This window comes from Chelatococcus asaccharovorans (assembly GCF_003201475.1).
Taxonomy (GTDB): domain Bacteria; phylum Pseudomonadota; class Alphaproteobacteria; order Rhizobiales; family Beijerinckiaceae; genus Chelatococcus; species Chelatococcus asaccharovorans.
This window is the reverse complement of record NZ_QJJK01000017.1, coordinates 127,239-139,748: the sequence shown is the minus strand read 5'-3', so window position 1 is coordinate 139,748 and position 12,510 is coordinate 127,239. Positions and strand designations below refer to the sequence as shown.

Here is a 12,510-nt window from a genome sequence, read left to right as displayed (position 1 = left end):
ACGGCCTCGATCGTCGCGACCGGTGTCGCATGCGGCATCCGGCCGGGCGCCGAGCTCCTGTCGTGCAGCATCCGCTCGCCGCCCGCCCGGAACCGGGCCAGCCACTTGTAGGCCGTGCGCTCGGAAATCCCGGCCGCTCGCGCAGCATCCGCGACGCGCCAGCCCCCTGCCACGATCCGATTCACCAGAAGGACTCGACCGTGAACGGTCATCCGCGCATTCTCATGCATGTTCATCCGGGCGCTCCGGTCAGGGTTGGTTGGCTTCGCAACCCCAGCCTCACATCCCGGCCCCGGATGAACAACCTTCATAGCTTCGACAGCTAGGCCGTCCAGTCGCGGAAGGCTGTCGATCGCATCTTTGAGAAGATCGACGAGTTGTTGAGGCGGTCTCGCCCGTCTCTCCAGGGACGGCGGCCTTACGATTGCCGCAGGGCCGGCACTGAAGAAAACGAACCTGTTGATGAACCCATCAGTTATCGAGGCTTCAGAAAGGCCCTCATACAGAGTCCCCGGCGTAGTCATGCCCAGGACGGTCAAGGCTGGTCCCTCGAGCGGCGAGTCGTCGCCTTTCGTCTCGGCCGATGCATATGCACGACCGTCAAACCGACTGTTCGCCTGGTCGTAAATCGCCAGCAAAAACTTCCGGATCGATGCGGCCGGCGCCGAACGATGCCGCGCATTGATGTCCTGAAGCACGAGCCCGAACTCGTCCAGAACGATGACTGTCGACGGCCTGCGGCGCAGGATCCGTTCAAGCGCGGCGTATGACGTGGGGTCGCCATTCGACACAGCGCCGAGCTTGCCGGTGGCGTCGCCGAGCTCACGAGCTGCGCGAGGAGGATGTCCCTTGCCGCCGGCTGTGGCCAGGAGGGTGGTCATGAACACGTTCACGCCGGCCTCGGTCGGGGCGAGCACCCTGTCGCCACACAGACCCGCGAGCAGGGCCAGCGCGGCGGCCAAGGATAGCTCTGGCACCGGGATGATAGCGGTTGATGTTACCCACGTTGCGACTTCTCCGAGAAGCCCACCGGCGGCCTCCGGTGTCCATGGCGCCGGGTGCATTCGCGGTAGCACAGGCAGGTCGCGAGGCGCGTGGGGGTCGTTGTCGTTCTCGGCGACGGGCAGTCCCAAGGCGATGAGGGTTGCCGTGCGGAGATCGCCTGAATGGTACCGGGCAGCACCTTCCGCGTAGACATTAAGATGACCTTGCGGCGACCAGCGGACGTTGACTCCCTGTCCCAGCACCTGGGCGCCGATGATAAATGATCCATGAACCTGGCCACCGATTCGGCCGGCGATTTCGTCGAGAGAGAGCGGAGGTGCGGATTCACTCACGCGGCCAGCCTCCGCAGGTCCGCCAGATGACCTGCGATCGCGTCCAGCACTTGGTAACGGGCTTCCTGTGTGAGGGTGATCAGCGGATGCTCGGTTCTCCGCGATTTCGGCGACCAGAGGGTCCGCGTTCCGCTTGGCAGCTCCGCATACATAAAGTCGCGTACCAGCATCTCGCCAGTGCGGAGGGAGAAGGTTGCGAGGACTCGGGCGCCGGAACGCGTCGGCTGCGGATTGGGATTCAAGGAAAGGTCTTCGACCTTCATGGCGTGTGTCCATGTTGCGAGGGCATTGCCCTGCGGAATCGGTTCGGTTCCCATGATGGGAATCCAATTGATCGGTGGGACAGATCGATCAAAAAGCGTAATGTTAAGATGAGCCAAAACGCTGTCCCACTGCGCGGTAAGTATTTGTCGCTATCATCTTCGGGCAACCCGCCCCCGGGCACCATTTCCCTTTCCATAAACGTGCACCAACATCCAAAAACGGTCAGAAATCAAGGGCTTCAGGCCTTTGATATGGTTCCCGACGTCCATTAGCGTCTGTTGGCAGCCGGGCGATTTGTTGGCACACTCCATGGCACCGGCGAATGCCAACAAATCCGGATGCCAACAGATGGCGCTTACAGACGACGCAATCAGATCAGCAAAGCCCGGCTCTAAGCCCGTCAAACTCTCAGATAGAGGCGGGCTTCACCTTCTCGTCACTCCGGCAGGAGGGCGGCTTTGGCGCCTCGCCTATCGTTACGAGGGCAAGCAAAAGCAACTCGCTTTCGGTGCTTACCCCATCGTGACGCTTGCGGATGCGCGCAAGGCCAGAGATGAAGCGAAGAGGTTGTTGGTAGCGGGCACTGACCCGGGCGACCAGGCGAAGCTCGAAAGAATCACCAAGGCGTCTCAGTCAGCGAGCACCTTCGGCGTGCTCGCTGACGAGTACCTTGCCAAGCTCGCCCGTGAGGGTAAGGCGGAAGCAACCATCACAAAGGTGACATGGCTACTGGATTTTGCCCGCCCCGCCCTCGGCACCCGTCCGATCAAGGAGATCTCAGCGGCTGAATTGTTGGCCGCATTGCGCAAGGTGGAAGCGCGAGGCCGACACGAGACCGCCCGGCGCCTCCGCTCCACCATCGGGAGCGTGTTTCGTTATGCGATCGCGACCGCGCGTGCGGATAATGATCCCACCTTCGCCCTACAGGGTGCCCTCACCACGCCCAAGGTTAAGCCGAGAGCAGCAATCCCGAGGAAAACGCCCTTGGAGCCCTATTGAGGGCCATCGACGGCTTTGAGGGCCAACCGGCCACACACGCAGCTCTCAAGTTGATGGCAGTGCTGTTTCCGCGGCCAGGCGAACTTCGCATGGCCGAATGGTCTGAGTTCGATCTCGCAAAGGCAATCTGGACCGTGCCGGAAAAGCGCATGAAGATGCGCCGGCCTCATCGCGTTCCGTTGCCGACGCAAGCCGTGACAACGCTGACAGAACTGCAAAAGGCTACAGGCAACGGCAAGCTCGTCTTTCCGTCCGTCAGAACGGTCCGCCGCCCGATCTCCGAGAACACGCTCAATGCCGCCCTTCGGCGGCTTGGCTAGGCCCACAGATCGAGGTCGCGGCTGATAAACTCGCTGTCATTGTCGACCCGGATCGTCTGCGGATAGCCGAGCTGACGACACACCCGTTCCGGCGTCTGCACGACGTCCTCCCCGCGGTAGGCAAACCGCGGATCAGCCGTCGGGCAGTAGCGCGAATGTGTGTCGACGATCGTCAGAATCCGCAGCTTCCGGCCCAGGGCAAGCTGGTCATGGACGAAATCCATCGCCCAGACCTCGTTCGGCCCGGCCGCCTCCTGGCGATCCTCACGGAGCTTCGCCTTCACCCGGCGCTTCGGATGCTTGTTCCTCAGCTGCAAGCCCAACTCATTGTAAATCCTGCGGGTCTTCTTGATGTTCACTTGCCAGCCCTCCCGGCGCAGCAATACGTGCACGCGCCGGTAGCCGTAGCGAACTCGCGTCTCGCATATCTCCTTGATCCTTCGTTCGAGACCGGCCTGTCCGGTGCGGCGGGACTTGTAGTGGTAGCTCGAGGTGTCGAACCGAAGAGCCTGGCAGGCCCGGCGGATCGATACGCCCCAATCGACCAGCATCCCGTCGACAAGCTTGCGCTTCCGGGCAGGCCTCAGAGCTTTCGCCGGATGACGTCCTGCAGCATCTCGCGGTCCAGCGTCAGGTCCGCCACGATCTTCTTCAGCCGCGCATTCTCGTCTTCCAGGGACTTCAACCGCCGCATCTCGTCAGGCAGCAGGCTGCCATACCGCTTCTTCCAGTTGAAATAGGTCGCCTGGCTGATTCCCGCCTTGCGGCAGATCTCCGCAACCGGCGTACCTCCCTCGCCCTGCTTCAGGATGAACGCCTTCTGCGCCTCGGTGAACTTCGATGCCTTCATGCTGCTCCGCTCCTCTCCCTGCCGGGAAAATCCAGCGGAAAACTCCAGCTTCAAACGATCCACTTCTCAGGGGGCAGAGCAAGAGGTCGGCGACTTCCATTCCTGTCTTGATCTCGGCGACGTCATCTCCCCGCATCGTCGCCGGCCATCCCCAAAGCCAGATCGGCGACTTCCTGCCCTTTGCCTACGCTCCCCAGCCGCTCAAGGCCGCTCTCAGGCATCCCAACATCGATTTTTTATGCGACCTGCCGTATGCTCGGATGGGTCGGCTGGCGATGGAGCGTTCTATGCCAAATGCAGCCAATGAGAGCCGGGTGTCGATTTTGACGCCGTTGAGTTCGACAAGTGATCTTCCCGCCGCGAGTGCGCGGCGGCTGCCAGCGCTGGCTCAATATGGCGTCGCGCTGTTGCTGGTAGCGGTCGCGACCTTTTTTGCATTCATCGCCGATCGTGTGGTCACCGCCCCCACGCTCACGCTTATCTTCGTCATTCCGGTCGTTGTGGCGGCGACCAGCTTGGGCTGGGGACCGTCGGTGGTCACCGTCGTGGCGAGCGTTCTGGCATTCGATTTCTTCTTCACGCAGCCCTACTTCACCCTTCAGATGACCGAGCCGTCCGAGATAGGCGCGGCCCTGCTTCTGTTGGCGACCTCCGCCATCGTGAGCACCGTGGCGGCGGAGTCCCGGCGGCGCGCGCTCGACGCGCGTCGCGCGGCAGACCAGGCCCAGGCGCTCCAGGCCCTGGCCCATACAATCATTGAGGATCGGCCGCAGAAGGAGGTGGTCGAGGCGGCAGCGACTGCGCTGAGCCGTATCTTTGCAGCGCCTGCGGTGATCTTCTCGGAGACGGACGGACGGCTCCGCCAGGAAGCCACCACCGGCGGTGCTGTGGTCTCCGAGGTTGAGGCCAAGGCGGCGGAGAACGCCTTGAATGCCCATATGCATTTGCGGGGAGAGACCTACCCCAACGACGACTCGACGTTCGACTTCTGGCCCGTCGCCAACGGGGCCGGTCGTCGATATGTGTTGGGCGTGGACTTCGAGAGCTCACCCTTCGAGCGGCCTCCCGATCCAGAACGGTTCATCGAAATTGTGGGCGCCTACCTCGCGTCTCCGAACCAATGACGGCCCAATGCCTACGCCGGCCCGGGTCGGCGGTTGCAGCGCCGCGGTCGTTTCCACTACGACGTTCTTATGCCGGCAAGCAGCATCCCCAATAGATAACCTATGGGCGCAGTCCCAAATTCTCTCGTGCAGCCGGTCATACCGACCAGGGTGCATCAGAGTGAACACCATGTTGAGGATTTTTGCTGTCATCTTGTGCTGGGCGAAGCGGCTCGATGCCCGCCTCACCAGCGGCGTGGAGGCGCATGGTCGCTGCCTCTGCGGGCTCAACGCTCCCGGCTTGCGCGACGCGCCGCAGAGCGCCTCCCGTAAATTCACCAAAGACATGCTCCGGCCCGTTTCTCGGGCCTGATCAATCCCGTGCGGCGCAGGTCGAGCCGCATAAGCGGCGTCGGTCGTTGACCAATCGACCTGTTTTGTCTGCCGTATCCGTCGTGAAACGGTCGGATTTTTCAGAGTCGCCAATTTGGCAACTCTTCTCCCTGCCGTTGCCAAGGGCCCCGTGCTTTTTGCCAGTTGGGACGATTGGCTTTCTCAACCGTGCGCTCTGCCGATGTTTTCATTCAGTTCACGGCGTGATTCCCCGCACAGATCGTGGGTGGTCCGCATGCTCATTGCGGATCACTGACTATACTTCATCTGCGGCGGCCATGACTTCGGAGACGATCTCGTCCACATCCTCCGGTCTTGTCCGGTGATTGACGAAACAGGCGCGCAGGGCAAAATCGCCCTTGATCGTGGCATTCGACAGGTAGACGCGGCCCCGTGCGACTACACGCTGGAGAATAGCCTCGTTGTTCCCTGTGCGATGACGAAAGCAGACAGCACTGAGCGGCACGGGAGCGAGCAATTCCAGATCCGGCAGCGCCTGTATCGCATCCGCGAGCCTCTGTGCATGCTGGAGATCACGGGAGATCGCCTCGCGATACGCGTTTCGTCCATGGTATTGGAGTGACATCCAGAGCTTGAGTGCGCGAAAACGGCGGGTCAGCTCGATCGACTCCTCGAAGAAAGCGAATGTTTCGCTGGGGTCCTCGTTGAAAATCCTGACGTAATCGCCGCTATGGGAGAAGGTCTTTCGTGCCGCATCACGATCGCGATAAAGCAGACAGCTGCAGTCGATGGGCTGGTAAAGCCATTTGTGCGCATCGAGGGAAATCGAGTTCGCCCGGTTCAGTCCCGCGAACTTCTCCGGCACCGCCATCGCGGCCGGAACACCAAACGCGCCGTCGACGTGGAGCCAAAGACCTTCGGCCGCGGCGATGTCCGCAAGTTCACGCAAGGGATCGACGGCGCCGGTGGCCACCGTTCCGCCGTTGGCCACGATCGCCAGGGGCATCTTCCCCAACCGCCGATCGCTGTCGATGGCCGCCTCGAGTGCATCGATGCGCAAGCGAAAATCCGCATCCGCGGGAACAAGGCGAAGATTGCTGCGGCCAAGCCCCAAGAGCGCAACCGCCTTGGGAACCGACATATGCACATGTTCGGACGCGTAGACGACCCCCGGTCGCGCGCCGTCCTCGTTGGCCGGCGAGAGGGTCTCGCGGGCGATCGCCAAGGCCATGAGGTTGGCCATCGAACCGCCCCCGCAGAGCTGTCCCGCAAAGCCGTCGCATCCGATTGCATCGGCGAGCCAGCCGACGACCGCACGCTCGATGGTGACCGCGGCGGGTGCCGAACGCCAGGATGTGCTGTTCTGGTTGAGAACCGACGCCAGAAAGTCGCCGACAGCGCCGACCGGCTCGCCAGAGCCCGCGACGTAACCGAAAAAACGACCCGTGCAGGGACGAACGTGCTCGGCCATCGCCCTGAAGTCGTTCAGAACGTCCCCGCCCCGGCCTTCGTCCATCCAGGGACGATCGAACAGGCGCGCCGTCTCCGCCCCGCTGGTCGACGGATAGGATGGCCGTTCGTCCAGTGACGTCCAGTACGCTCCGGCGAGCCTCATTGCCTCCGTCATGAGGGCAACCAATTCGCGATCGGATGTCTCCAGCGCGCGCATGCCGTGATCCCCTCCAAAGCGCATGAACCCAGGCAATTATGCCGGGGGTACAAAAGCTCATCCGCTTGCCTTTGATCCTACCACCGACCGTGCGCGTCTAAAATCGGCTTCGCCATCGGGACGGCGGCTTGCCGCGATCCAGTTTGCAGCCCGGCCGATAAAGCGCGACCAAAGGGCCTGTCCGTCTTTTGCGGACTTGGCGGCGCCCAAAAATTAACGAGCAAATTCATCGGCTTAGATGGAAACAGACGATTCCATCTCAATCGGATTTGCTCTAAGTGCTCTGCGGGTTGACACGCGCGACGATGAGGGGATCGGCCACGATATGCGGAAAGGCCGGCAATTGATCCTGGGGGATGCCGAGCGCTGCGGCCATTACGCCCGGCGCGAATGCGGCCGGGACCGTGCGGATCCCGATATCTCCGGGCATCGGCTGGTCGAAGAAGATGAGGAAATGCATCTCGTCCGCGCCGAGCACCTCGATGTGATGCGGATAGGCGCGCGGGATGAAATAGACGTCGCCCGGCGCGAGATCCCAGCTGTCTGTCGAGGCGTCGGGATTGAGGATGGTCATGCGCGCATGGCCGGTATGGACATAGCCCATCTCCGCCGTTTCGGGATGCCAGTGCGGCTCACGCATGCCGTCCCGTGTCACGTGGAGCGAATACATGGCGATATCGGTCAAGGCAGGCCAGAACTGCGCGCGCCCCAGCCGCGCGGCGCCGTAGCTCGGGTGCAGCATCGCCGGCTGAGCCTCGATATCGAACTTATGGGCGGCCTCGCGCCCGGCGTCGGCGGGTATGGCCGGCGCCCCCTGTCGCTTGACCAGATAGGCGCCTTCGGTGGTTCGCTCCATCGGCGCGAAAGCCGAGGCTGGCAAGTCGTAGGCGTTGCCGAGGGTCGCGTCGCTCATGGCACCGAAGGTTCCTTGCAGCGAAAAGTCTTCCGGCCGCTCATGGCGGAAGGCGATGATGAATTCCGCCTGCGCAGCGCCGATGTTCTCGATGCAATGCAAGGCGCCGGAGGGAATATGGAACATCTGGCCCGCGGTGATCGTGAAAACGGAGTAGAAATCCCGCGTGCCCAGCACCGTCACCAGCGCCTCGCCTGTGAGGCAATAGCCGAGTTCCACACAATTGGCGTGCCAGTGCGGCGCGCGGATAGCGCCCGGCGCCAAGGTCAGCTTCTTGATCGAAAGGCCCTTCATGATCCGCAAGTCATCGGCGTTCACCTGGGTGACGCGACCAAGATCGGAGGCGTGAACGACACGGCCGTTCGAAAGGGATGTCTTATGCGTCGATGCGTGCATATCAGGTTCCCTCGTCCGGATGGGCCTTGAGGATAGATCGGTCAGGAGGCAACAGGGATCGAAATACATCTCCTGCGTGCCGCGATGAACACCTATGAAGACTCAGAATCACTCTCAGCGGAATAGTCCTTACGTATATCCGTCCGGTGCGGTGGTCCGGGGCCTGGCTTTCAAGCCGCCGCGGAGACCACATCCCGCAACCCCGCCCGAGGCAGCTCATGCGCCACCCCGGCGAGCGCGGCGGAGACCTGCGTTCGTGACGGGATGGGACGCGGATCAAATGTCCGTCATGGCTCAAGGGCGTACATTCATGCGGCGCATCGTAATCTGGTCAGGGACTATTTACGCCGAATAGCTTAGGAGGGGGGTAGCCAGTATTGGAGGCCTGAATGGTCTTGTTGATCCGCGCCCTCGCGTTTCTCGCAGTATCGCTTGCCTTTGTTCCGACGCCGGGGAGCGCCCAAGGCGGACCGGTCAGCGTATCATCCGGCGTAACCTATGAGTTCTTGGCGCGTTGGGACGCCGACAAGCTCAACACGATCCTGACGGACGACATGCCCGCCTTCGCGGGCATTCCGGTGAGCTACACCCCGGCGCGCAACGCCGTGAAACTCTACCGCGTGACCTACCCGTCCGTGGTTCCGGAGCGTGGCAACAAGCCGATCATCGCCACGGGCCTGCTCGCGGTGCCCGACACGACGGATACCGCCTTTCCGATGGTCTCCTACCAGCACGGCACCGTCTACGGGAAACAACAGGTGCCATCGTATCCGGATCAGTCGCAGGAAACCCAGCTCATGCTCGCCCAGTTCGCCGGGCAGGGCTATCTGGTCATCGGCGCGGACTATTTCGGCATGGGCGCCTCCTCCGAACCGGAGGGTTATGGCGTGAAGGCCAGCCATCAGCAGGCGACTTCCGACATGCTGGTCGCGAGCCGTGCCGTCATTGCCGCCATGAAGCTCTCCGCGACGAAACTCTTCCTGAGCGGCTGGTCGCAAGGCGGCTTCGTGACCTTCGCCATGCTTGAGCGGCTTGAGGCTATCGGCGTCCCCGTCCAGGCCGTGGGGACGGCAAGTGCACCGGTCGACATCCTGCCATTCCTCACCGGCTTCCTGCAGTTTCCGCGCACGATCGATGCCGACTGGGCCTCGATCCTTTACATCCTGACGCCATTCTCATTCGAGAATTACTACGGCGTCCCAGGGCTTGCGCGGTCGGTGATCGCGGATGCCTATTACGACGTCGCGCGCAAGATCTATGAACGGAAGCCTTTTGAGATCTCCGACGTGCCGACGGATCTGCACAAATTGGTTCGTCCCGAATACTTTGATGCGCAATTCTTCCTCAATTCGGCCTTTGGGCGCCTCGTCGCGCAGACGCATGCCTACCGCTGGGTGATCCGGACACCGGTCCGCGCCTATTACGGAGACGCCGACGAGATTGTCCGAACCGACCTCGGCCGGCTGCCGATGACATACCAGAAGACGTTCGGAAACGACGGCGTGGAGGCGATCTCGACTGGCGCGACGACGCATCGCGGCACGTTCGCCAAGGCCGTGTCGCAGTGGAAGGTCTGGTTCGACGGCCACTGAAGGCGCCCGGCAGGCAGAGCGGCAGGCGCCGAATTGGTCGATGACAGAAGGCTGAACCCTGCTAAAGTCCGCGGGCTGGCCCCAGAAGAGCCCAGAACCATCGACCGGGAGGATGTCGTGCGGAGAACTCTGTCTCGCCGTGCCTTGATCGCTGCCGCCGCAGGAACGGGCCTGGCCGGCCTCGGCGGGAGGGCCGCCAGGGCCGAGGCGCCCGCCCTCAATATCCTGTCACACCGCGTCCACCAGCAGGTCGCGACGAGCGCCGACCGGCCGGGCGGCGACGTCACCGCCGACTGGGTGAAGCGCAACGGCCGTCCCTTGTCGTGGATCACGCTGGACAACGCCCCGCTGCATGACAGGCTTCAGCGGGAACTCGTTCTGGGCGAGACGTCGATCGACGCCGCCTATGTGCTCAACACGGCGATTTCGCCGCGATTGCTCAACCTGCTCGAGCCTCTGGACCCGCATATGACGGCGGCGCCCGTGGAGGACTTCTCCGATGTCGCCGCAGGCATGGTCAAGGCCGTGACCATCGACGGCAGCCTGCGCGCCATCCCCATCCGCCACGCCACCGTCGGGTTGTTCTACAACGAGGCGTTGTTCGCCGAGCAGGGCATCGCCGGGCCGCCGACCTCCATGGAGGAACTCATCGATTTCGCCGGCCGGCTCACCTATCGCCGGCCGGATGGCACGGCGGTCAATGGTTTCGCCTTCCAGGGCAATTCGCATTTCAACTTCCTGACGATGGCCTTCGCCTATGACGCGCCGCTGATTGCACCGGACCTGACACTTCTGCCGAACGAGGCGGGCATGGTGGCCATGTTCCAGACGCTGCATACGATGTTCGAGAAGAAGATCCTGCCGCGCACCATGTCGGCCATGTCCCAGGACGACGTCTTCACCATGATCCAGAACGGCCGCGTCGCCATGGCGCTTGCCATCATGGGGCGCTACGCGGATTTCAACGACCCGAAGAAGTCGCAGTTTCCCGGCAAGATCAAGCTCGTGCCGATGGTCGCCTCGGCCGCCGTCAAGGAGAAGGTGCCGCTGGTCGCCACTTCGGATTTCTGGTCGGTGGCCATTCCGAAGAACGCGCAGAACAAGGACCTCACCTGGTCGCTGATCCGCGCGCTCACCGGCCGCGACGGCACCCTGCGCCAGGCCCTCAACGGCAACGGCCCCGTACGCAGCTCCGTCTATGCCGATCCGCGCCTGGTGGCCGCCGTGCCGCAAGCGCGCATCGAGGCGGCGGTGCTGCCCCATGCCCGCCCGCCCCTGCCGATCTTCGCGGAGGCGCAGCGCGCCGCCGACGTGATGATGCAGACCAGCCAGGGCGTTCTCGTGGGCGTCATGACGCCGGCCGACGCCGTCAAGGAACTGAGATCCAAGATCACCCCACTCCTGAAGGCTTGAGCATGCTGTCCATCGATCTCACCGGCCAGGTGGCCTTCGTCACCGCATCGTCACGCGGCATCGGTCGCGGCATCGCCCTGATGCTGGCCGAGGCCGGCGCCCAGGTCGCCGTCACCTGGGCGGCGGCGCGTGAGGAGGCCGAGGCGGTGGCAGCCGAGGCACGGGCGCGTGGAGCGGATGCCTTCGCGGTGCGCTGCGACGTCACCGACTCGGCCTGCGTCGACGAGGCGGTTGCGGCTTCCATCGCCCGCTGGGGCAAGGTCGATATTCTTGTCAGCAATGCAGGGGTGGGCACGGCCAAGCCGATGACCGAAACCACCGACGCCGAATATGCGCGGGTGTTCGATCTCAACGTGCGCGGCTTCGTCGCCACCGCGCGCGCCGTGCTGCCGGGCATGAAGGAGCGCCGCACCGGGCGCGTCATCGCCATCAGCTCCGTCACCGGCCGCAGCGGCAAGGCCTTCCGCTCGCCATCACCGACCTATGCGGGCGCCAAGGCGGCCCTGATCGGCTACAGCAAGGGTCTGGCGCGGGAATGCGCGCCCTATGGCATCACCGTGAACTGCGTCTGCCCGGGCTGGATCGACTGGGGCGAGAAACACGCCGGGGCCCCGGCCGAAGTGCGCGCCCAGGCGCTGAAAGAGATCGCGCTCGGACGCACCGGCACGCCCGAGGACGTGGCCGGCGCCACGGTCTTCCTGGCCTCCGGCCTCGCCAGCTACATCACCGGCGCCACCCTGGACGTCAACGGCGGCCTCTATATGGCGTGATCGGCACGGCCGCTTCAGGGCCATTGCCGCTCCGGGGGCCGCGCAAGGCGCGGGGCCCAAGACACGGCCTCCAAGACACGGGCCCCAAGACGCGGAGCCCAAGACACGCCACCCTAGACAAGGACGGGTGGCGGATCGGTCGGCCATCAGGCCTGACGTTGGATCGGTTAGCGCGCCCGGCCCGGCGAAGGCACGTCACAGCCGGTGCAGATCCCACCCACGGCCGCTTTGGCCTTGCGGTCCCAGGCTGCGTCACGCTTCGATTGTTCGGCGCGTGCGCTGGCGCCGCGCGCTTCCCCTTCATCGCGGAACTTTTGCTCCTCGACGCTGTACGAGGGAGCGCGCCCCGTCTGGGCGAAACACACACTCGGGACAATTGGAAGGAGCATGGCCCCCAGAATGAGAATCCGCATGGCCATTCCTCTCCTTCGCCCGCCTGTGCGAGCGGCTATCCGCACATCGTGCCCATGCAGCACTTATTCAAGACCCGATACGCAAAGGCTCGCGAATTCAGCACGACCAAAATGATA

General features: G+C 63.4%; 10 protein-coding genes and 1 pseudogene. 6 read left to right on the top strand and 5 right to left on the bottom strand.

All coding sequences use genetic code 11. From position 1 onward, the window contains the following. A partial coding sequence (locus tag C7450_RS34815; protein WP_170147493.1) for a leucine zipper domain-containing protein occupies positions 1-236 on the bottom strand: 236 nt, incomplete at its 3' end. Between the two features lie 1,097 nt (positions 237-1,333). Then, a complete protein-coding gene (locus C7450_RS29915; RefSeq protein ID WP_110378151.1) occupies positions 1,334-1,654 on the bottom strand; it encodes a hypothetical protein in 321 nt (106 codons plus the stop codon). A gap of 295 nt (positions 1,655-1,949) precedes the next feature. Here C7450_RS29915 and C7450_RS29910 point away from each other — a divergent pair, with 295 nt between their 5' ends. Further along, the gene (locus tag C7450_RS29910) at positions 1,950-2,600 is read left to right on the top strand and encodes a tyrosine-type recombinase/integrase (protein WP_342588563.1); all 651 of its coding nucleotides are present in this window, start codon (positions 1,950-1,952) and stop codon (positions 2,598-2,600) included. Beyond that, positions 2,597-2,920: a tyrosine-type recombinase/integrase gene (locus C7450_RS35035; protein ID WP_342588562.1), complete on the top strand. Its 324-nt coding sequence runs from the start codon at positions 2,597-2,599 to the stop codon at positions 2,918-2,920. The genes C7450_RS29910 and C7450_RS35035 overlap by 4 nt, the downstream gene beginning before the upstream one ends. Here C7450_RS35035 and C7450_RS29905 read toward each other — a convergent pair. After that, positions 2,920-3,770 (bottom strand): annotated as a pseudogene (locus C7450_RS29905) (IS3 family transposase); the annotation flags it as partial. The gene C7450_RS35035 and the pseudogene C7450_RS29905 sit on opposite strands and share 1 nt — an antisense overlap. 107 nt (positions 3,771-3,877) lie before the next feature. Between C7450_RS29905 and C7450_RS29900 the strand changes: the two are divergent. Beyond that, positions 3,878-4,894: a DUF4118 domain-containing protein gene (locus tag C7450_RS29900; protein WP_170147517.1), complete on the top strand. Its 1,017-nt coding sequence runs from the start codon at positions 3,878-3,880 to the stop codon at positions 4,892-4,894. Positions 4,895-5,522: 628 nt separating this feature from the next. Here C7450_RS29900 and C7450_RS29890 read toward each other — a convergent pair. Together C7450_RS29890 and C7450_RS29885 are read right to left on the bottom strand one after the other, a co-directional pair. Next, positions 5,523-6,896: a pyridoxal phosphate-dependent decarboxylase family protein gene (locus C7450_RS29890; protein ID WP_110378148.1), complete on the bottom strand. Its 1,374-nt coding sequence runs from the start codon at positions 6,894-6,896 to the stop codon at positions 5,523-5,525. A gap of 274 nt (positions 6,897-7,170) precedes the next feature. Then, positions 7,171-8,205: a cupin domain-containing protein gene (locus C7450_RS29885; RefSeq protein WP_110378147.1), complete on the bottom strand. Its 1,035-nt coding sequence runs from the start codon at positions 8,203-8,205 to the stop codon at positions 7,171-7,173. A 389-nt stretch (positions 8,206-8,594) separates the two neighbouring features. On the opposite strand from C7450_RS29885, the gene C7450_RS29880 reads away from it, so the two are divergent. The 3 genes from C7450_RS29880 (at position 8,595) to C7450_RS29870 (ending at position 11,980) form a co-directional block, all read left to right on the top strand. Beyond that, on the top strand, positions 8,595-9,797 hold the full coding sequence (locus C7450_RS29880) for an alpha/beta hydrolase family protein (RefSeq protein WP_110378146.1): 1,203 nt from the start codon (positions 8,595-8,597) through the stop codon (positions 9,795-9,797). A gap of 117 nt (positions 9,798-9,914) precedes the next feature. After that, entirely contained in the window at positions 9,915-11,210 is a 1,296-nt protein-coding gene (locus C7450_RS29875; protein ID WP_170147516.1) for an extracellular solute-binding protein, read from the top strand. Positions 11,211-11,212: 2 nt separating this feature from the next. Then, complete coding sequence (locus C7450_RS29870) at positions 11,213-11,980, top strand: SDR family NAD(P)-dependent oxidoreductase (RefSeq protein WP_110378144.1); 768 nt, start codon at positions 11,213-11,215, stop codon at positions 11,978-11,980. Positions 11,981-12,510 lie beyond the last annotated feature (530 nt).